This window comes from Streptomyces sp. NPDC058796 (assembly GCF_042745235.1).
In the GTDB taxonomy this organism is placed as follows: Bacteria; Actinomycetota; Actinomycetes; order Streptomycetales; family Streptomycetaceae; genus Streptomyces.
Genome location: NZ_JBHYOP010000006.1, coordinates 268,767 through 287,643 on the forward strand (window position 1 = coordinate 268,767; position 18,877 = coordinate 287,643).

17 protein-coding genes and 1 pseudogene are annotated in these 18,877 nt (G+C 69.9%); 6 read left to right on the top strand and 12 right to left on the bottom strand.

Annotated features, from left to right (window positions below; all coding sequences use genetic code 11):
- Positions 1-975: a helix-turn-helix transcriptional regulator gene (locus ACFW47_RS17560; protein ID WP_386276807.1), complete on the bottom strand. Its 975-nt coding sequence runs from the start codon at positions 973-975 to the stop codon at positions 1-3.
- A gap of 97 nt (positions 976-1,072) precedes the next feature.
- On the opposite strand from ACFW47_RS17560, the gene ACFW47_RS17565 reads away from it, so the two are divergent.
- Positions 1,073-1,468 carry a RidA family protein gene (locus ACFW47_RS17565; RefSeq protein ID WP_386306212.1) on the top strand — a complete coding sequence of 132 codons (396 nt, stop codon included), beginning with the start codon at positions 1,073-1,075 and terminating at the stop codon, positions 1,466-1,468.
- On the opposite strand, the gene ACFW47_RS17570 is transcribed toward ACFW47_RS17565, so the two are convergent.
- Together ACFW47_RS17570 and ACFW47_RS17575 are read right to left on the bottom strand one after the other, a co-directional pair.
- The gene (locus tag ACFW47_RS17570; protein ID WP_386306214.1) at positions 1,432-1,755 is read right to left on the bottom strand and encodes an AAA family ATPase; all 324 of its coding nucleotides are present in this window, start codon (positions 1,753-1,755) and stop codon (positions 1,432-1,434) included. The genes ACFW47_RS17565 and ACFW47_RS17570 overlap by 37 nt on opposite strands.
- A 685-nt stretch (positions 1,756-2,440) precedes the next feature.
- Positions 2,441-2,656 (bottom strand): annotated as a pseudogene (locus ACFW47_RS17575) (sodium-independent anion transporter); the annotation flags it as partial.
- Between the two features lie 173 nt (positions 2,657-2,829).
- Between ACFW47_RS17575 and ACFW47_RS17580 the strand changes: the two are divergent.
- On the top strand, positions 2,830-3,012 hold the full coding sequence (locus ACFW47_RS17580) for a hypothetical protein (protein WP_386306216.1): 183 nt from the start codon (positions 2,830-2,832) through the stop codon (positions 3,010-3,012).
- A 612-nt stretch (positions 3,013-3,624) separates the two neighbouring features.
- Here the strand turns inward: ACFW47_RS17580 and ACFW47_RS17585 are convergent.
- Entirely contained in the window at positions 3,625-5,082 is a 1,458-nt protein-coding gene (locus ACFW47_RS17585) for a sugar porter family MFS transporter (protein ID WP_386306218.1), read from the bottom strand.
- Here ACFW47_RS17585 and ACFW47_RS17590 point away from each other — a divergent pair.
- A complete protein-coding gene (locus tag ACFW47_RS17590; RefSeq protein ID WP_386306333.1) occupies positions 4,994-5,218 on the top strand; it encodes a hypothetical protein in 225 nt (74 codons plus the stop codon). The two genes, ACFW47_RS17585 and ACFW47_RS17590, sit on opposite strands and share 89 nt — an antisense overlap.
- Before the next feature lie 347 nt (positions 5,219-5,565).
- Here the strand turns inward: ACFW47_RS17590 and tal are convergent, their stop codons facing one another.
- The 5 genes from tal to ACFW47_RS17615 all read right to left on the bottom strand — a co-directional run bounded on the left by tal (position 5,566) and on the right by ACFW47_RS17615 (position 11,258).
- A complete protein-coding gene (tal, locus tag ACFW47_RS17595) occupies positions 5,566-6,714 on the bottom strand; it encodes a transaldolase (RefSeq protein WP_386306220.1) in 1,149 nt (382 codons plus the stop codon).
- Between the two features lie 32 nt (positions 6,715-6,746).
- Positions 6,747-8,825 (bottom strand): transketolase, encoded by a 2,079-nt coding sequence (gene tkt / locus ACFW47_RS17600; protein ID WP_386306223.1) that lies wholly within the window; start codon positions 8,823-8,825, stop codon positions 6,747-6,749.
- A 104-nt stretch (positions 8,826-8,929) separates the two neighbouring features.
- Positions 8,930-10,417 (bottom strand): PTS ascorbate transporter subunit IIC, encoded by a 1,488-nt coding sequence (locus ACFW47_RS17605; protein WP_386306224.1) that lies wholly within the window; start codon positions 10,415-10,417, stop codon positions 8,930-8,932.
- Positions 10,418-10,503: 86 nt separating this feature from the next.
- Positions 10,504-10,785, bottom strand: coding sequence for a PTS sugar transporter subunit IIB (locus ACFW47_RS17610; RefSeq protein WP_386306226.1), 282 nt, complete (start codon positions 10,783-10,785; stop codon positions 10,504-10,506).
- The gene (locus tag ACFW47_RS17615) at positions 10,782-11,258 is read right to left on the bottom strand and encodes a PTS sugar transporter subunit IIA (protein WP_386306228.1); all 477 of its coding nucleotides are present in this window, start codon (positions 11,256-11,258) and stop codon (positions 10,782-10,784) included. The genes ACFW47_RS17610 and ACFW47_RS17615 overlap by 4 nt, the downstream gene beginning before the upstream one ends.
- A gap of 172 nt (positions 11,259-11,430) precedes the next feature.
- On the opposite strand from ACFW47_RS17615, the gene ptsP reads away from it, so the two are divergent.
- Both ptsP and ACFW47_RS17625 read left to right on the top strand, forming a co-directional pair.
- Positions 11,431-13,437: a phosphoenolpyruvate--protein phosphotransferase gene (gene ptsP / locus ACFW47_RS17620; RefSeq protein WP_386306230.1), complete on the top strand. Its 2,007-nt coding sequence runs from the start codon at positions 11,431-11,433 to the stop codon at positions 13,435-13,437.
- 161 nt (positions 13,438-13,598) lie between these two features.
- Positions 13,599-14,783 carry an ROK family protein gene (locus ACFW47_RS17625; protein WP_386306232.1) on the top strand — a complete coding sequence of 395 codons (1,185 nt, stop codon included), beginning with the start codon at positions 13,599-13,601 and terminating at the stop codon, positions 14,781-14,783.
- Between the two features lie 38 nt (positions 14,784-14,821).
- On the opposite strand, the gene ACFW47_RS17630 is transcribed toward ACFW47_RS17625, so the two are convergent.
- Positions 14,822-15,640, bottom strand: coding sequence for an ATP-binding cassette domain-containing protein (locus ACFW47_RS17630; protein WP_386306331.1), 819 nt, complete (start codon positions 15,638-15,640; stop codon positions 14,822-14,824).
- 309 nt (positions 15,641-15,949) lie between these two features.
- Here ACFW47_RS17630 and ACFW47_RS17635 point away from each other — a divergent pair, with 309 nt between their 5' ends.
- Entirely contained in the window at positions 15,950-16,978 is a 1,029-nt protein-coding gene (locus tag ACFW47_RS17635; RefSeq protein ID WP_386306234.1) for a LacI family DNA-binding transcriptional regulator, read from the top strand.
- A gap of 34 nt (positions 16,979-17,012) precedes the next feature.
- Here the strand turns inward: ACFW47_RS17635 and ACFW47_RS17640 are convergent, their stop codons facing one another.
- Both ACFW47_RS17640 and ACFW47_RS17645 read right to left on the bottom strand, forming a co-directional pair.
- The gene (locus ACFW47_RS17640; RefSeq protein ID WP_386306236.1) at positions 17,013-17,750 is read right to left on the bottom strand and encodes a nucleoside/nucleotide kinase family protein; all 738 of its coding nucleotides are present in this window, start codon (positions 17,748-17,750) and stop codon (positions 17,013-17,015) included.
- A gap of 121 nt (positions 17,751-17,871) precedes the next feature.
- Positions 17,872-18,876 (bottom strand): ABC transporter permease, encoded by a 1,005-nt coding sequence (locus ACFW47_RS17645; RefSeq protein ID WP_386306239.1) that lies wholly within the window; start codon positions 18,874-18,876, stop codon positions 17,872-17,874.
- Position 18,877: the final 1 nt, after the last annotated feature.

Consider the following 18,877-nt stretch of genomic DNA (forward strand, 5'->3'; position numbering starts at 1 on the left):
TCAGGACGGTGGCGCGTAGCGGGCCGCGATCACCGTCGCGCGGTGGTGCAGCGAGGCGCGCAGCCACTGCGGGGCCTCCACTTCCGCGTACATGGCGTGCTGCCACAGCGCCCACTCCGCGTGCCGTGCGTCCTGGAAGACGACGTGCAGCCGGAGCCGGCCGTCCTCGTCGGTCTCCTCGGAGCCGACCGCCAGGGCGGTGGCTACCAGGTGCTCCCGGCGCGCGGGGTCCACGCGGACCACCACGACGGTGTTGTCGCCGCCGGTCCGGAACCGCACATTGCGTTCGCGCCAGGCCCGGTCCAGGTCGACCGTGTCCGAACGCTGGGCGGGTTCGTCCAGTTCCTCGGCCGCCAGCACCCGGCTCAACCGGTAGGTGCGGTCCTCGGTGCCCCGCTTGGCCAGCACGTAGCCCTGGTCCCTGACGGTGACCAGACCGATCGGGTCCACGGTGCGCCACTTCGGGGGCCGGCCCACGGCCTCGTAGTAGATGCGCAGTTTGTGCCCGGCGAACACCGCGCGCCGGACCTCGCCGGCGATGGAGTCCGAGACCTCCTCGGGGGCCACGCGACGGGAGAGGAGATCGGTCTCCGGGTCGATGAGCAGCCGCTGCGCCGCTCCGGCGGCGGTGTCCCGCAGCCCTTCGGGCAGCGCGTCGACCACTTTCAGCACGGCCGAGGCGAGCGCCGATCCCAGGCCGAACAGCTGCGCGCCGCGCCGTGATCCGGCGACCACGAGGGCGAGCGCCTCGTCGTGGTTCAGGCCGGTGAGCGCCGTCTGGAAGTCCGGCAGCAGCGCGAACCCGCCGTGCCGCCCGCGCTCCGCGTAGACCGGGACCCCCGCCGCGGAGAGTGCCTCCATGTCGCGCAGCACCGTCCGGGTCGACACCTCCAGCTCACGGGCGAGGGTCTCCGCGGTCGTCCGGCCTCGCTGACGCAGTAGCAGCACCAGGGAGACCAACCGGTCGGCGCGCATGGGGAAACCCTAGCGAAATACATGACCAAGGGTGTCACGTATTCCTGACAGGGTTCATCGCACGACGTCTCATGAACCGAATGGAGCAGGTGCGGTGATGGAACGCAACGCGGTCAACCCGGTGTCGTGGTCGGTCGAGATGGGATTCAACCAGGGCGAGGTCGTCTCCGGGCACTCGCGCACCCTGTACATCTCGGGCCAGACGGCGATGAGCAAGGAAGGCAGGCCCGAGCACGACGGTGACATGGCGGCGCAGCTGGCGCTGGCCGTCGACAACATCGAGGCGGTGCTCGCCGAGGCGGGCATGACCCTCTCGAACCTCGTCCGGCTGAACGTCTACACGACCGACGTCGATCTGCTCTTCCAGCACTACGGTGTGCTGGCGGGCCGCCTGGGCGCCGCAGGCGTCGCGCCGGCCACCACCATGCTCGGGGTGACGCGGCTGGCGATCCCCGGTCAGCTGGTCGAGCTCGAGGGCACCGCCGTCGCGTGACGTGATCCCGTCTCCCCCGCTGCTCGGGTCGGCATTTCGACACCGCTGGTCAGCACCGTCAGGGCGACGAACTGCCGCGCGGCGACGGCGGCCATCAGGCGCGCCACAGTGGTACTCCCCGTGCCCGGTGGCCCGTACAGCAGCACCGGTGCCGCCTCCCCGCCCCCGTCCGGCCGCCGCAGGTGAGCGCCGGGGCGCAGCAGGTGCGCCTGGCGGACGGCCTCGCCGAGGGTCCGCGGCCGCATCCGCACGGCGAGCGGGGCGTCGGCCTGTGTGGACTCGGTCACGCCTCCGGAGGGCCCGGTGGGTGTCGTCCGCTTCCGGTAACGCGGACCGACCGTCGTCCTCGGCCGTCATCCCGGCACCCGCCTCTCGGTGAGAAGCCGGACGGCCCGCCGCGCGGGCGCGCATCGTCGAGGATCGACGGGTCTCGGCCGCGTGACGGATCCCGATTCACTCCCCGCACGGGGGCGAGTCCGTACCGGGCCGAGAGTGCCGCGATCCCCCCCCCCCCCGCGGCCGAGGAGTGGCGGTGGTGGTGTCCTCCACCACCCCGTAGGCGGGCGGGACCATGCACAGCCGCCACTGCGTTCCGGAGCCCGCGAAACAGTTGGCCGCCATGTCGGGCAGCATCGCGAGGACGCGCTGGCCCGGCTCCGGGGAGGAGAGCGCCGGTACACCGTCCAGACCGACGCACACGCTCGTTGTCGTACATCTCGATGGTTCGTCCGCCCGGTCGTAGGGTTCCCAGACCGGGAGGGGTTGCCACACGTCGGCCGCGACGGCGCGGCCGTCGTCGTCCCGCTCCAGTCCGAAGACCGCGGTGCGCCGCTGGGACCCGGCACGGGGTGGGCCGCCGTGGCGCCGGTGGTCGGAGGAAGGCGCGGCGACCGTACGCCGCCTTCTCGCGCAGCCTGGACACAGCCCGGCACCAGACACGTTGGTCCGGGGCCGTCGGAGCCGCCGGTCTGGTCAGTGACCTGCGGTGAGCTGCCCGGAGAGGCGCTGGTGCATGTCGGCGCCGGCCTCGTTCAGGCCCACGATGTGAGCGCCGGACCGGTCGATGACGACGTCGTCGGCGTCGCCCTTGTAGTCGAACTGGTAGACGAGGTCGTTGGAGGAGGCGAAGAAGGGCTCTCCCATGACCGAGTAGACGACCTGCTTGCCGTCGGGGTCGACGACACGGGTCCTGGGCCGGATCGAGTGCCAGTCGAACACGCAGGGACCGCTCCGCGACGACCGTCCCGGTGGTGCTGTTCACGCTCATTCCTGCCGCACCTGTCCAAGGGATGCCGCTATGCGCCCCTTGGCTGTCGTAACCGCAGCCGTTCATGCCACAGGACGCCGATGAAACGCACATCATGACTAAGCAACGCATGGGGGTGTCGCTACGTGCGGAAAACAAGAGCGGCAAGGGAGCCAGTGCGCTCAACTGCTCGTGCGAGACGGCCGTCGCGATGAGGCGCCGCACCCGCGCCCGGGGTCGGTTCAGCAGCCGGACACAGCTCAACCGGATCATCGAGCACCTGGTCGAGTTGGAGTAGGCGTCGCCCCAGTGCTGCGCGATGTGGTCCAGTTCCCCCATCGTCAGCACGCCCCGGAAGCGGGGCCGGCAGGGTCCGAGGCGTCCGGCTTCACGGCCCCTTCCACATGCTGAGGGGCAGGCTGACCGCTGTGCCCCGGCTGATGCAACCCATTTGCGGCACCAGCACCATGCTGCGCGACCTCAGCCTCGTCCTCGGCCCCGGTCGTCGTCGGGGCGATCGCCCTCAGCAACTGGGGTTCGGCGTTCGCTACCAGCCTCTCCGGCTCGGCCCTGTCGGCCGCCGACATCGCGGCGGAACGGGAGATCACCGCGGCGAGCGACCCCATCATCGTGAACAGTCCATCGCCGGGCGGTCCGGGGTCTGCGGCCTACCGCCTGACCCACGCCCCCGCGGGCAGCGGCCCCGGCACGCGTTACGGGTGTGCGCCGTGGCAGCCGCCGTCGGCCTGATCGGCATCCGCGCCGATGCGACCACGAGGCCAAGGCACCCATGCCCCCACCCACAGCGACTGGGCGGAACCCGCGGCCAACGCCGCACGCGCTGATCCCCGTGCCCACCGGATGCCCGGCGGGCGCATCCGTCCCCTCGCCGCTGGACGGACGCCTGACCTCAGCCGGCTGTGTCGGTGCTCGATTCCACCGGTCGTCGGCCGCGGCGCTGGAACTGGTAGAACCGGCCCTGATTGAGCTCGTGCTCGATCTGTTCGAGAGACTTGCCCTTGGTCTCCGGCAGGAGGAAGTAGACGAACGCCAGGGACACCACCGAGATGCCCGTGAAGAGCCAGAATGGGCCTGCCGCGCCGAGGACCTGGAACAGCGTGAGCGTCGTGGCGGCGATGATGAAGTCGAAGAACCAATGGCTGAAGGCACCGAAGGCGCCACCCTTGCCTCGCAGTTTCATCGGATAGACCTCTGCGTTGATCAGCCAGATCGTCACTCCGAACGCGCCGTTGTTGGCGACCATGTAGAGGATCACGGCGCCGAAGATCGCGTACAGCTGCCAGCCCTGGGTGGCGTCACTGCCCTGGCCCAGCAGGAGCGCGATCACGATGAAGGACAGGATCGAGATGGGGACCATGACCAGCAGGTACTTGCGCCTGCCGACGATGTCCACGAGATGGCTGCCAACGAGTGTCATCACCATGACGCCGACTGCGCCAAATGCCGGCATGAGGACCGAGGCGTCCTCCGAAAAGCCCAGGTCGTGGAAGACCGTGGGCATGTAGTAGACGAGCGCGTTGTTACCCGTGATCTGCGAGAACATGGCCACACCGCCACCGAGGACCACCGCGGGACGCACACGCGCCGAGAAGAACTCCCTCCAGGTGCCTGCGTTCGCCTGCCGTTCGTCGGCAAGGGCCTCCGCCATTCCGCCGAGTTCGCGTTCGACCAGCTCGCGGTCACCACGCAGCCTCAGCAGCACCGCCTGTGCCTTCTCGACCATGCCGTGCGCGTACAGCCAGCGCGGGCTCTCGGGCAGGAGCGTGACCCCGACCAGCATCACGACCGCGGGAAGGGCACCGAAACCGATCAGCCACTGCCATGCCTGGTGTCCGATGAAGTAGCCGGTGAAGTGGGCGCAGACGATCCCGATCATGATCATGAGCTGGAAGAGCACGACGAGCCGGCCACGTCGCTCCGCCGGTGACATCTCCGAGATGTAGATCGGGGCCGCGCCGCTCGCCGCGCCAATGGCCAGTCCCAGGAAGAAGCGGGCCGCGGTGAGGACAGTGGGAGTGGTCCGTATGGCACAGATCACGGTCGACACGATGAAGAGTGCGGCGATCAGCAGAAGCATCGGTTTGCGGCCAAACCGATCACAGAGGTAGCTGGTGAACGGCGCACTGAACACGGCGCCGAGCAACAACGCGGAGGTGATGATCTGCTTGTCGCTCTCAGAGACGAGGTGATAGGAGTCACTGATCCCGGGAAGCGCCGTCGCGATGATTCCGGTGTCGTAACCGAAGAGGAGACCGGACATGGCGGCGATCAAGGCGATCGCGATCATCGACGATGTCGTGGCTCTGCCCCTGGACGACTGCGTGGTGGCGTCTGTGGCGAGTTGCATGGAGGCGTCGTTTCCTTTCCCGGAAGGTGATCTTCTGGGCCTGCGACTGTCTCGGGACGGCCGAACATCCTCGACCGCTCGAACCGACCTGCCGGCAAGCCGTCGACCGGGGGCGCGACTTCGGGCACTGGACTGAAAGTTCGGGCGGACAGGGCCCCGGTGATCCAGGAGTTGCAGCTCGAACGGGGCAGTCAGGGCACTCGACGACGACGTCCGAAGAGTGGGGCACCAGGAGACCCGCAGCCCGCCACCGCACGGAGCGGGAGCGCGAGCCCGGTCGCCCCGACGAGTGGACAGCTAGAGCATCCGACATTGCCCACGAGAGCGCAATGCTTTGCGCAATATTTTCCTGCAGCCTTTTCTGTTCGGAACAGCGCCACGTCGATCACCACCTCACCTGCGCGAAGAAGACCGGCAGCACGCTTCCATGCGTGCTGCCGGTCTCCCTTCTTGAAAACGATCAGGCAGGTGCGGGCGAACCCCTCAAACCCCCGAACGCCCTCCTCGTACCGCACCGTCATCGCGACCGGACCGGCGCCGCAGTTCCTTCTCGGTCGAGGCCAGCAGGTCGTGCCACGACGCCACGAACTTCTCGACGCCCTCGTCCTCCAGGACCTGAACGACGTCGTCGTACGAAATGCCGAGCTTGCCGATGGCACCGAGCACCGCGCGGGAATCCTCGTACCTGCCGCGCACGGTGTCGCCGGTGACGGCACCGTGGTCGGCCACGGCTCGGAGGGTGGCCTCTGGCATGGTGTTCACCGTGTTCGGGGCCACCAGCTCGTCGACGTACACGGTGTCCTTGTACACCGGGTCCTTCACTCCGGTCGATGCCCACAGCGGACGCTGTTTGTTGGCGCCTGCGTTCTCCAACTTGCTCCAGCGCTCCGAGGAGAAGACCTCCTCGTACGCCTCGTAAGCCAGGCGGGCGTTGGCCAGGGCGGACCGGCCTTTGAGGGCTGCAGCCTCGTCCGTGCCGAGGTCGCCGAGACGGCGGTCGATCTCGGTGTCCAGGCGCGAGACGAAGAAGGACGCGACGGAGTGGATCACAGACAGGTCGAGGCCCTTGGCCTTGGCCTTCTCCAGACCCGCCTGGTAAGCCTCCATGACCTCGCGGTAGCGCTCGAGGGAGAAGATGAGCGTGACGTTGACATTGATGCCGCGGCCGATCACCTCGCTGATGGCCGGCAGGCCCGCCTTGGTGGCCGGGATCTTGATCAGCGTGTTGGGGCGGTCGACGAGCCAGGCGAGCTGCTCTGCCTCGGCGACCGTCGCGCGGGTGTTGTGGGCGAGGCGCGGGTCGACCTCGATCGACACCCGACCGTCCCGCCCCTTGGTGGCGTCGAAGGTCGGCCGCAGAATGTCGGCGGCCGCCCTGACGTCCACCGTGGTGATCATGCGGATGGCCTCGTCCACGGTCACGCCACGTGAGGCGAGGTCGCTCAACTGCGACTCGTAGCCGCAGCCTTCGGATATCGCCTTCTGGAAGATGGACGGGTTCGTGGTGACGCCGACCACGTGCTGCTGATCGACGAGTGCGGCCAGGCTGCCCGAGGCGATCCGCTGCCGCGACAGGTCGTCCAGCCAGATCGCGACACCTTCGTCGGAGAGGCGCTTGAGTGCGTCGGTCATAGAGGGGGCTCCAGTAGTCGTGTGCATGGGCGTCAGCGCGCTGCCGCGCCGAGTGAGTCCCGCGCGGCAGCCGCCACTGCCTGCGGCGTAAAGCCGTATTCGCGCAGCAGGAAGTTGCCGTCGGCGGAGGCGCCGAAGTGTTCGAGGGAGACGACGCGCCCTGCGTTTCCGACGTACTTGTGCCAGGTGAGCCCGATGCCGGCCTCCACCGCGACACGTGCCTTGACGGAAGGCGGCAGGACGCTGTCCCGGTATGCCTGGTCCTGCTCCTCGAACCACTCCGCGGACGGCATCGACACCACGCGCACGCCGATTGCCTCAGCTTCGAGCAGTTCGCGGGCGGCGATGGCGAGCTGGACCTCGGAACCGGTGGCAACGAGCACGACGTCCGGGACCTCGGTGGAGGACTCGCGCAGGACGTAACCGCCCTTGGCCGCGTCCTCGTTGCGCTCGTAGGTCGGCACGCCTTGGCGGGACAGCGCGAGGCCGTGCGGGGCGGGGTCGGCGGCGTGACGGCGCAGGATCTCCGCCCAGGCGACGGCGGTCTCGTTGGCATCCGCGGGGCGGATGATGTTCAGGCCCGGGATCGCGCGCAGCGAGGCCAGGTGCTCGATCGGCTGGTGGGTGGGGCCGTCCTCGCCCAGGCCGACGGAGTCGTGCGTCCACACGTAGGTGACGGGCAGCCGCATCATCGCGGACATCCGGACGGCGTTGCGCATGTAGTCGGAGAACACCAGGAAGGTGCCGCCGTAGACGCGGGTGCTGCCGTGCAGGGCGATGCCGTTCATCTCGGCGGCCATGGAGAACTCGCGGATACCGAAGTGGATCGTGCGGCCGTACGGGTCGGCCTCGGGAAGCGGGTTGCCCTTGGGGAGGAAGGAGCTGGCCTTGTCGATCGTGGTGTTGTTCGACCCCGCCAGGTCGGCGGAACCGCCCCACAGCTCGGGGATCACCGGGCCCAGCGCCTGCAGCACCTTCCCGGAGGCGGCGCGGGTGGCAACGGACTTGCCCGGCTCGAACACCGGGACCGCCGACTCCCAGCCCTCCGGGAGCCGGCCGGCCGCGATCCGGTCGAACAGCTCGGCGCGCTCAGGGTCGGTGGTGCGCCACTCGGCGAGGCGCTTGTCCCAGGCTGCGTGCGCCTCGGCGCCCCGGTCCAGGGCACGGCGGCTGTGGGTCAGGACCTCGTCGGCGACCTCGAAAGTCCGCTCGGGATCGAAGCCCAGAACCCGCTTGGTCGCCGCCAGCTCCTCCTCACCCAGCGCCGAACCGTGCGCGGCCTCGGTGTTCTGGGCGTTCGGGGCCGGCCAGGCGATGATCGAGCGCATCGCGATGAACGACGGTCGCTCGCTCTCCGCCTGCGCGGCCCGGATCGCCGCGTACAGCGCGGCGGGGTCCAGGTCGCCGCCGGCCTGGGGCTCGACGCGCTGCACGTGCCAGCCGTACGCCTCGTACCGCTTGCAGGTGTCCTCGGAGACGGCCGCCTCGGTGTCGCCCTCGATCGAGATGTGGTTGTCGTCCCACAAAAGGATCAGATTGCCGAGCTTCTGGTGGCCGGCCAGCGAGGACGCCTCCGCGGCGACGCCCTCCTGCAGACAGCCGTCACCAGCGATCACGTAGATGAAGTGGTCGAACGGGGACTCGCCGGGGGCGGCCTCCGGGTCGAACAGGCCGCGCTCGTAACGGGCGGCCATCGCCATGCCGACCGCGTTGGCGACACCCTGCCCCAGCGGACCAGCGGTCGTCTCCACGCCGGGGGTGTGGCCGTACTCCGGATGCCCCGGAGTCTTCGAGCCCCAGGTGCGGAAGGACTTCAGGTCGTCCAGCTCCAGACCGAAACCGCCGAGATAGAGCTGTGTGTAGAGGGTCAGGGAGGAGTGTCCGGCGGACAGGACGAACCGGTCGCGGCCCGCCCATCCCGGATCGGCGGGGTCGTGCCGCATCACCTTCTGGAAGAGGGTGTATGCGACGGGCGCGAGGCTCATCGCCGTGCCGGGATGGCCGTTGCCGACCTTCTGTACGGCGTCGGCGGCCAGGACGCGGGCGGTGTCCACGGCCCGCTGGTCCAGTTCGGTCCACTCGAGGTCTGTGGTGGTCGGCTTGGTGCTCACCCTGTGTCAGGGCTCCTTAGGTCGGTCGACTGGTGCGTCCGGTCGTTGGGCTAGTCGCCCGCCGCCCACTGGAGGGCTCCTGCGGGCAGCCGGACTAGTGCGGGTCAGGGAGCGGCGGACACGGACTGCGGGCCCGCGTCCTCCTTGTCCTTGCCGGGCTCGGCGAAGTGGGCCTCGCGTGCGGCGGCGGGGTTCCAGCCTCGGACCACCACGAGGCGTTGGAAGGCGATGGCACCGCCCAACAGGACGAGGACGATGAGCGCGATCACGAGGATGCCGCCCGCGGAACCGAGCTTGACCGCATAGCCGACGGAGAGGCCGAACCAGCCGAAGTCGGCGTCGCCGAAAGTGGTGTTGGCCAGCCCGAGCGAGCCGAGCACCTTGAGCAGGAGGGCGGGCAGGAAGGTGATGATCACGCCGTTGACGAAGCCGCCGACGACGGCTCCCCGGCGCCCGCCGGTGGCGTTGCCGAACACACCCGCGGTGCCGCCGGTGAAGAAGTGCGGCACCATGCCGGGCAGGATCAGCGCCAGGCCCATGGGCGCGTCGAACGCCATGAGGATGCCCAGGCTGGCCAGGCCGCCGGTGAAGCTGGCGATGAAGCCGATCAGGACGGCGTTGGGGGCATAGGGGAAGACGACCGGGCAGTCGAGCGCGGGCAGGGCGCCCGGGACCACCTTCGCGGCGATGCCGTTGAAGGCCGGGACGAGCTCACCGAGGATGGTGCGGACGCCGAAGAGGATGACAGCCACGCCCACGCCGAACAGCAGCGCCTGCATGACTCCGGCCATGATGTAGTCGCCGACGGAGGTGGCGTCCATGACGGCGAACGCCTCCTTCTTGCCGACCCGGCCGAGCATGGCCACCGCGAACACGGTGTAGATGAGGACCATGGACAGCGCGGTGGCGATCATCGAGTCGCGCAGGAACTTCAGCCCGTCGGGGAACTTCATGTCCTCGGTGCTCTTGCTGCGCTTGCCGACCACGCGGCCGACCGTGCCGGCCGCGATGTAGCCGATCGAGCCGAAGTGCCCGATGGCCACGTCCTCGCCGCCGGTGACCCGGCGCGTCCAGGGCTGGGTGAAGGCGGGCATCACGACCATGATCGTGCCGAGCAGAAACGCGCCGACAACGATCATCCAGACCGCCGGCAGCTCGGCGATGGCGAGCAGGGCCGTGATCAGGGTGGCCATGAAGAAGGTGTGGTGGCCCGTCAGGAACACGTACTTCAGCGGGGTGAACCTGGCGAGCAGGATGCTCACCACGAATCCGGCGATCATCACCCAGGCCACCTGTGCGCCGAACTCCTCCTGCGCCAGGGCGACGACGGCCTCGTTGGTGGGCACGACACCGCGGGCGCCGGTGGCTCCCAGGATGAGCTTGCCGAGCGGCTCCAGGGCGCTGACGACGGTGGCGGCGCCGACGCCGAGGATCAGGAAGCCCATCGCGGCCTTCAGGCCGCCGCCGATGACCTGACCGATGCTGCGGCGCAGGGCGAGAAGACCGATCGCGGTGATGATGCCGACCAGGTAGGCGGGCTGGTTGAGAACATTGTTGACGATGAATTTGGCTATGCCGACGATGACGTCCATGCGGGGTGCTCCTCGGAGCGGGCGGGGAGAGCGGGGCGTTGGGAGGGTGGGGGTACGGGGAGGGCGGGGTGCGGCGGTGCGGCCCGTCAGCCCGCTTCGCGGAGGGCGGCGTCGAGCGACTTGGCGATGCGATCGACGTTCACCAGATTGTCGATCACCACGATCTTCGCCTTCACCTCGCCCAACTGAGGGGCGAGTTCGCCGGAGGTGACCACGAAGTCCGCGTTGGCGGCGGCGCCGCGGGCGGTGCCGATGTCGGCGACCTCGACGTCGGCGGTCACGCCGAGGCTCCGCAGGGCCTTCTCGACGTTCATCTTCAAGATGATGCTGCTGCCGACTCCCATGCCGCAGACGGTGAGAATCTTCATGACTGGACCTCCGGTTCGAAGTTGCTGATCAGGCGCTGCACGGTGGCGGCGTCGGGGGCGGCGATGAGTGCTTCCAGCCGCTCGGGCGCGCTGAGCAGTTGAGCGAGGCTGCCGAGGGCGGCGGTGTGCTGGCTGTGGTCGGTCGCGGCGAGGCCCACGACCAGACGGACCGGGTCGTTGTCCTGGTGACCGAAGCGCACGGGGGCCTTCAGGGACACCCACGACAGTCCGGTGGCACGGACCGCGGGTGAGGGGCGGGAGTGGGCCAGGGCCAGTCCCGGGGCGATGACGATGTACGGGCCCAGTCCCTCGACCGTGGCGATCATCTCGTCGCTGTAGTCGGCGGTGGCGGCACCGGACAGGATCAGCCCCTCGCCGGCGAGGCGGATCGCCGTCCGCCAGTCGCTCGCGGAGGCGTTCACCAGGATTGACTGCTCGGGGAGAAGTCCCAGCAGGGACGGTTTGTCGGACATGAGAAGAACCTTGCTGGTCGGGGTGCACCCGGCCGCAGATGTGTGCGGCGGGTGACGGCAGCGTAAACAGGAATTCTGACTAGCGCTAGACATAAATCTGTTGACTTTGAACTGAAATCGGGTTGAGACTCAGTCAACCGCGGCGACCGGCCGCCCGACCCTAGGACCGTTGATGGCAACACCCTCCGTACCGGCCACGGCGACCCCGCTCACCGGGATCGCGGCCTCTCCCGGCATCGCCGGCGGCACGGCAGTGCTGTGGAATTCCCCGGACGCGCACCTGGTGGAGACCCGTATCGAGGCGGACCAGGTGACCGGCCAACTGGCCCAGCTGTACAGCGGACTTCGGTCCGCCGCCCAAGAGCTCGAGGTCCTCAGGTCCGCCGTGTCCGGCGCCGAGGGGCAGGACATCATCACCGCGCATCTGGCGATGCTGGCCGACCCCGATCTGCGTGAACGCCTGGCGGCAGCGGTGCGCGACCAACTCGTCGACGCCCCCACCGCCGTACAGCGCGTGCTCACCACGCAGGCTGACGACCTGCGTACCTCCGGCAGCGCGCGCATCGCCGAGCGGGCCACCGATGTCGACGATCTGCGCCTGCGTCTGCTCACCGTGCTCGGCGCCGCCCGGCGGACGGAGGAGCCCGAACTCCCGGAGGACGCCGTCGTCGTGGCGACGGACCTCACTCCGTCGCAGACCATCGGCCTGGACCGCACCCGGCTGCGCGCGTTCGTCCTCTCCGGCGGCGGACCCACGGCCCACACCACGATCCTGGCCCGCTCCCTCGGCATTCCCGCCGTCGTGCAGGTGTCCGGGCTGGAAGCGATACGGGCCGGGGTACCGCTCCTCGTCGACGGCGACCGGGGCACGGTGACCTGCGACCCCTCCCCCAAGGAGATCGAACGGGCCACCGCGGCGGCCCGCAGCCAGGAGACCGCCGCGTCCGAGCCGCTGCCCCACGCCACCACCGGTGACGGCCACCGCATCCGTCTCTCCGCGAATATCGGATCCGCCGACGAGGCCGTCCGCGCCTACCGCGGCGGGGCGCGTTCGGTCGGCCTGTTCCGCACCGAGTTCGTCTTCCTCACCGGTGACCGGCTGCCGGACGAGCAGGAGCAACTGACCGCGTACGCCGGAGCCGTCGAGGCGCTGGGCGGCGGGCGTGTGACGATCCGCCTGCTCGACGTCGGCGGCGACAAACCACTGCCGCCGCTGACCAGATCCGAGGCCAACCCGATGCTCGGCCACCGCGGTGTGCGACTGCTGCTCGACGCCCCCGACGTGCTGCGCACCCAGCTGCGGGCCGTCCTGCGCGCCGCCGCGCACGGCGAGGTGTGGATCTGTGTGCCGATGATCTCCGGCACCGCGGAGCTGGACGCCGTACGCGGCCACCTCGAGGAGGTGCGGGCCGAGTTGGCGGCGGACGAGGTGAAGTACGGCCCGGTCCGGCTCGGCGTCATGATCGAGACCCCGGCCGCCGTACTCTCCGCCTCGACGCTCGCGCGCGAGGCCGACTTCTTCTCCATCGGCACCAACGACCTGCTCCAGTACCTGGTCGCCGCCGACCGGGACAACACCCGGGTCACCCATCTGCTCGACGCACACACGCCGGCCCTGCTGCACGCGATCGGTCTGGTCGTCGCGGCGGCGCACGCGCACAACATCACGGTCAGCGTGTGCGGCGAGGCCGCGAGCGACCCCGCGATCCAGCCGCTGCTGATCGGTCTGGGCGTCGACGAACTGTCCATGACCGCCGCTCGCCTGCCGGACGCCGCCCGCTCGATCGCCGCGCTGAGCGGCACCGATGCGACGGTGGTCGCCGGTCAGGCCGCCCAGGCCGACGACGCCGACGCGGTACGCGCGCTCCTGGAGTCCGCCACGCCCGCCCCGCCGGTCACCGCCGAGCCGCTGGGCGACGACGGCTGGGTCCTCACCGTGACCGTCACTGACCCCGAGGGCCTGCACGCCCGCCCCGCCACGCAGCTGGTGGCGACCGCGCAGCGCTTCGCCTCCGAGATCACTCTCAAGGTGGCGGGCAAACAGGCCGGCGCCAAGGCCATGCTCGCCGTGCTGGGCCTGGGTGCGGACTGCGGCGCCGAGGTGCGGATCGAGGCGCGCGGCGCGGACGCGCTCGAAGCCGTGACCGCGCTGGGCGCGCAATTGGCGGTCGCCCCCTGACGCCCCGGGCCGGTGCGGTGAGCCGACCTCCCGTCCCGGCCCGGCCCACGTCCCCGGGCCGGTGCGTGTTTCCCCGTCCCCGCACCGGCCCGGCCTCATCACAGCCCGGCTTCCCACCACTGCCGAACCGAATAGTTCACATGATTGGCATAATGACTGGCATGGGGATTCGCAGCGGCCGAGCAGCGGCAGGGGCAGGCCACCTCCTGGACATGATCCGCAACAAGCGGGCGCGCACGCGCTCCGAGCTCGTCCGCGCCTCCGGCATGGCCCGCGCCACCGTCGAGAACCGGCTGACCGGTCTGCTGGAGGCGGGGTACATCGTCTACGGCGCGGGCAGCCCCGGCTCGGCCTCGGTCGGACGCCCGGCGGAGGTATTCGAGTTCAACCACCGCTCCGGCACCGTCCTCGCCGCCGACCTCCAGCTCGACCACTGCCGGGTCGCGGTGACCGACCTGGACGCCGGGATCCTGGCGTCGGCCGGCGGCCCGGTGGACATGGACTCGGGGCCGGAGCACGTCCTGCGGGAGGTGGACCGGCATTTCACGGCCGTACTGGAGCGGTCGGGCAAGGCGGCCGGTGAGGCGCAGGCCATCGCCCTCGCTCTGCCGGGTCTCGTCGAGACGGCGGCGGGCCGCGTCAACTCGCCGACCATGATGGGCAAGTGGCACGAGTTCGAACTGCGCGCGTTCTTCGCGGAGCGCTTCGCGGAGGTGCCGGTCCATCTGGAGAACGGCGCGCATGTCATGGCCCTGGGCGAGCAGCGCAAGCAGTGGCCGGACACCCCAGACCTGCTCATGGTCGACGCCGGGATGAGCGTCGGCAGCGGTCTGGTCCTCGACGGACGGCTCTTCCGCGGCTCGCTCGGCGCGGCGGGGGACATCGGGCACCTCAATCGCGGCGGCAGCAGGGTCTGCCGGTGCGGCAGTGTCGGATGCCTGGAGACCGAGGCCGCCGGCTGGGCCATCGCCCGGGACCTGCGGAGCATGGACCGCGAGGCGCGCACGGCAGCGGACATCGTGGCGCTCACGCGCGAGGGCGACCCCGACGCGGTCGGGCTGGTACGTCAGGCGGGGCGGGTCATCGGGGGTATGGTCGCCGATCTCGTCGGCGTCCTCAACCCCTCCGTGGTGACCATCGGCGGAGCGCTCGCAGAGGCGCGCGAGACCCTGCTGGCGGGCATCCGCGAGGCCGTCTACGCCGGTTCCCACCCGTTGGCCACGCGCGATCTGCAGATCACCCACAGCCTCCTGGGCCGCGACGCCGGTCTGGTCGGCGCCGCAACCCTCGCCTCCGAGCAGCTCCTCGCGCCCGAAGCGATCGACGCCCAGCTCAGCAACCGCTGAAGCGAGCCTGGCCGTACGTGCCGACATGACTGGCCCCGTCAGTCCCGCGCGGCGGGGCCGGGTCCTTCGTGCCTGCTCTTGGACACCGCGGTCTCGAACAGGCGGCCGTACCCGTCCTGACTCAGAGCGCCGGTCATCAGGCCGACCACGTCCGTCATCGTGACGTCGCCGGGCCGCACGACGGCGGTGCGGCGGCCGAGCCGGTGCACATGGACACGGTCGGCCACCTCGAAGACCTGGGGCATGTCGTGGCTGATCAGGATGACGGGGACGCCTCGGTCGCGGATCCTCCGGATCAGCTCCAGGACCTGGTCGGACTCCCGGACGCCGAGCGCGGCCGTCGGCTCGTCCATGATGATCAACTCGGTGCCGAACATGGCGGCGCGCGCCACCGCCACCGCTTGGCGCTGCCCGCCCGACAGTGACCCGACCAGCTGGCCGATGTCCTGGAGCGTGGCGATGCCGAGCGCGTCCAGTTGGGCCGCCGCTTCCTCGCGCATGGCGCGGTGATCGAGGAGTCGCAGCCAGGAGCCGAGAACGCCAGGACGGCGGCGTGGCCGTCCGAGGAAGAGGTTGGTCGCGATGTCCAACTGCGGTGCGAGCGCAAGCGTCTGGTACACCGTCTCGATGCCCATCACTCGGGAGTCGCGCGGGGAATGGAAGTGCACCGGTTTCCCGTGCAGCGTCATGGTTCCGGCATCCGGAACGAGCGCGCCGGACAGTGCCTTGATGAGGCTGGACTTGCCCGCGCCGTTGTCACCGACCACGGCCAGGACCTCGCCCACACGGATGTCGAAGTCCGACTCCCGGATCGCCACAACGTTTCCGTAGCGCTTCACCAGGCCCTCGGCCCGCATCACGATCCTGGCCTCATCCTCCGCGATCGCGGAAGGGGACGGGGAGGAATGCGAGCCTGATCCGGCCGGCGTCTTGCTCTCCATTACGTACCTCCGTCGTCGGCACCGCCTGCGGTGCCGGTCCAGGATGCGTCGCGCCGCCTCGGGCAGAACCCTTGGCGATCCCCGACGCTACTCCGCCCCGCGCCCTCTGCAAAGCTTTTGCGCAAAGCTTTGCCCAGCAGGATGACGTCGGAGCCGGGCAGCATGAGGGGGGGCGTCGGAGACAGCTTTGTTTTCCTTTGCGCAACGGTTGTTACGATGCCCGGCATGGCAGGCAGACGGCCGCGGCAGACGGCAACCATGAGCGATGTGGCCCGGTTGGCGGGTGTCTCGGTCTCCACGGTCTCCCACGTGCTCAACAAGACCCGGCCGGTCGCCCCCGACACGGTCCGGCAGGTACACGAGGCAGTGGCCGCGTGCGGCTATGTGCCGGAGCAGGCCGCCCGGCGGCAGCAGGAGGGCTCCGGCATCATCGGCCTGGCGATGTCCGCCATCTCCAACCCCTACTTCGCCGATGTGGTGCACGGCCTGGACCGGCGTGCGTCGAAGGAGGGGTACTCCCTGCTGCTGGCCGAGACGCACGACGACCCCGACGGCGAACTGCGCGCCGTGAGCGAGCTGTTGCGGCGCAAGGTCAGTGCCATAGTCCTGGCGCCCTCCGGGAACACCGAGCGCACCTTGACCTACGCGCGGCAGGCCGGAGTCCCCGTGACGGTCCTCGACCGGGCCGTACGGCACGACACCGACCAGATCAGCGTCGAGAACGTCGAGTCGACGGCCCGGCTGGTCGATCACCTCGCCGAGACCGGCCACACCCGGATCGCGATGATCTCCGGCCGTCCCGGGCTCGCCACCACGGAGGAGCGCATCCAGGGCTACCGTCTCGGCCTGACCCGCCGCGGCCTCACCGAGCGCGAGGAGTACCTGGTCAGCGGAGGCTCGCAGGCCGCTCCCGCGCAGCAGGCGATAACCGGGCTGCTGGGCCTGAGTGAGCCGCCCACCGCGGTGGTGGTCGGCAACAACCAGATGACCATCGGCGCCATGCGCGGACTGCGGGAGGCCGGTGTGAAGGTGCCCGACGACATCGCACTGGTCGCCTTCGACGACTTCGAGTGGTCGGATCTGTTCCAGCCCCGGCTGACCGCGATCGCGCAGCCCACCTCGCTGATCGGTGAACAGGCCTTCGAGCTCGCCCTGTCGAGGATCGCCGACCCCGGCATCGCACCGCGCCGCGTCCTGGTCCAGCCGGCCTTCCAGCACCGCGAGTCGTGCGGCTGCGTCGCCGGGGCGAACTGAACTATCACAACTCGCGTTCACGCGTACCAGCCCTTCAGCACCCGTGGTGCGACGGCACCCCGGCTATGCGGGTCCGGGGCGCTTCCGAGCCCCGCTCGCTCAGGATCCGGTCGGCGAAGTGCGCGGTACGGCGGATCAGCGCGCTGGTCCGCTCGTCGACGCCCTCGGTCTTCAGCCGCGCGTGGTGCGGGCTGAAGCCGTATCGGATGTAACGGTCCATCAGACGCTGGCGGCGCTCCTCCGGTGCCGCGTCGAGGAACCAGGTCTCCGTGAGCAGCCCGCGCACCTCGCCCCAGGGCGGCTGGGTGGCCAGCAGGAAGTTGCCGTCCACGATCACCAGCCTGTGCCGGGGCGCCACCTCCAACGACTGCGCGACCGGGTCCTCGATCTCCCGGCTGAAGTCCGGCCACCAGACCGTGTGCTCGGTCTCGTCCCGCAGGCGGCGCAGCATGGCGACGAAGCCGTGGCCGTCGAAGGTCTCGATGGTGCCCTTGTTCCGCGCCATTCCCCTGTCGTCGATGACCTTCTGGGCGAGATGGAACCCGTCCATGGAGACCGCCGTGGCGATTCCGGGCCGCACCGCCTCGATCCGCGCGAGCAGTTGCTCGGCGAAGGTGGATTTTCCGGCTCCCGGCTCACCGACGATGCCGAGAAGGGCACGGCGCGGCCCGATAAGTCGCAGGGCGCTCTCGGCAAGATCGGGGAGCGGCGGGTCGTGGTAGATCGGCTCGATCTCGCCGGGGTTGCCGAAGTCGGTGAAGGCGTTGTTCATGTGTTCTCCAGAGGAACGAAGGCGAAAGGGGAAGGGCTCAGGGCCCGTGGTCTTGGTCGCGCGGGCGGGGCCGGAAGGCGCACCGCGCCTCCCGGCCCCGCCCGGGGGTATGGGCGCCGGGTCATGTCGCCCGGCCTCGGACCAACCGGTCAACGGCGACCGCGACGATGACGAGGACGCCCGTGGCCACCTGTTGGTAGAGGCTGTCGATGCCGGCCTGGGTGAGTCCGTTGGCGAGGACGGTGACCACCAGGGCTCCCAGGATGGTGCCCGGGATGCTGCCCCGCCCGCCAAAGAGGCTGGTCCCGCCGATGACGACGGCCGTGATGCTCTCCAGGTTGCCGAGTTGGAAGGCGTTGGGGTCGGCGTTGGGAATCCGGCCCAGCCCTTGCCAGGCGGCGATGCCGTAGGCGAAGCCCGCGAGCAGGTACACGCTCAGTACGACCCGCTTGGTGTTGACGCCGCTGAGGCGGGCGGCCTCCGCGTCGTCGCCGACGGCGTAGACGTTGCGCCCCCAGGAGGTCTGGGTCAGGGCGAACCAGACGCCGGCGGTCAGAAGGACCATCACGCTCATCCCGACGGTGACCTCGATCCGCCCGAACAGGTAGCGCTTCTCCCCCAGCCAGGTCAGCAGCGAGGGCGTGACGGGGAAGCTCTGGCCGCTCGCGTAGAGCTGCGAGGTGGCCGTGAGCACGCTGAGCACGCCGAGGGTGACGATGAACGGCGGCAGGGCGAGCCGGGTGACGAGGGTGCCGGACAGTCCGCCGAGCAGCGTGCAGAGCACGATACCGATCACCAGGGCGGCCAGGGGCGGCATTCCGCTCTCCCCGGCGAGTCTGGCGATCACCAGGGTGCCGAGCACCATGATGGCGGCGTTGGCGAGGTCGATGCCCGCCGTGAGGATCACCAGGGTCTGCCCGACGGCCAGGGTGCCGACGACCAGCACCTGCTGGACGATGAGCGAGCCGTTGTCCACAGTGAAGAAGGTGTCGGTCGTCAGGGCGAAGACAGTGATCGCGATCAGGAGTGCGAGCAGGGGGCCCGCGGCCGCACTGGCGACGAGCCACTTCATCAGGGCGCGGCCGGGCGCCGTCGCGTGCCGGTCCTGTGCGGTGGTGCCGGTCACT

Excerpts from the sequence above, each read along its gene's own strand:
- ACFW47_RS17560 (WP_386276807.1), bottom strand. The coding sequence starts at position 975 with ATGCGCGCCGACCGGTTGGTCTCCCTGGTGCTGCTACTGCGTCAGCGA.
- ACFW47_RS17565 (WP_386306212.1), top strand. The coding sequence starts at position 1,073 with ATGGAACGCAACGCGGTCAACCCGGTGTCGTGGTCGGTCGAGATGGGA.
- ACFW47_RS17580 (WP_386306216.1), top strand. The coding sequence starts at position 2,830 with ATGACTAAGCAACGCATGGGGGTGTCGCTACGTGCGGAAAACAAGAGC.
- ACFW47_RS17590 (WP_386306333.1), top strand. The coding sequence starts at position 4,994 with ATGGCGGCGATCAAGGCGATCGCGATCATCGACGATGTCGTGGCTCTG.
- ACFW47_RS17585 (WP_386306218.1), bottom strand. The coding sequence starts at position 5,082 with ATGCAACTCGCCACAGACGCCACCACGCAGTCGTCCAGGGGCAGAGCC.
- tal (WP_386306220.1), bottom strand. The coding sequence starts at position 6,714 with ATGACCGACGCACTCAAGCGCCTCTCCGACGAAGGTGTCGCGATCTGG.
- ACFW47_RS17605 (WP_386306224.1), bottom strand. The coding sequence starts at position 10,417 with ATGGACGTCATCGTCGGCATAGCCAAATTCATCGTCAACAATGTTCTC.
- ACFW47_RS17610 (WP_386306226.1), bottom strand. The coding sequence starts at position 10,785 with ATGAAGATTCTCACCGTCTGCGGCATGGGAGTCGGCAGCAGCATCATC.
- ACFW47_RS17615 (WP_386306228.1), bottom strand. The coding sequence starts at position 11,258 with ATGTCCGACAAACCGTCCCTGCTGGGACTTCTCCCCGAGCAGTCAATC.
- ptsP (WP_386306230.1), top strand. The coding sequence starts at position 11,431 with ATGGCAACACCCTCCGTACCGGCCACGGCGACCCCGCTCACCGGGATC.
- ACFW47_RS17625 (WP_386306232.1), top strand. The coding sequence starts at position 13,599 with ATGGGGATTCGCAGCGGCCGAGCAGCGGCAGGGGCAGGCCACCTCCTG.
- ACFW47_RS17630 (WP_386306331.1), bottom strand. The coding sequence starts at position 15,640 with ATGCGGGCCGAGGGCCTGGTGAAGCGCTACGGAAACGTTGTGGCGATC.
- ACFW47_RS17635 (WP_386306234.1), top strand. The coding sequence starts at position 15,950 with ATGGCAGGCAGACGGCCGCGGCAGACGGCAACCATGAGCGATGTGGCC.
- ACFW47_RS17640 (WP_386306236.1), bottom strand. The coding sequence starts at position 17,750 with ATGAACAACGCCTTCACCGACTTCGGCAACCCCGGCGAGATCGAGCCG.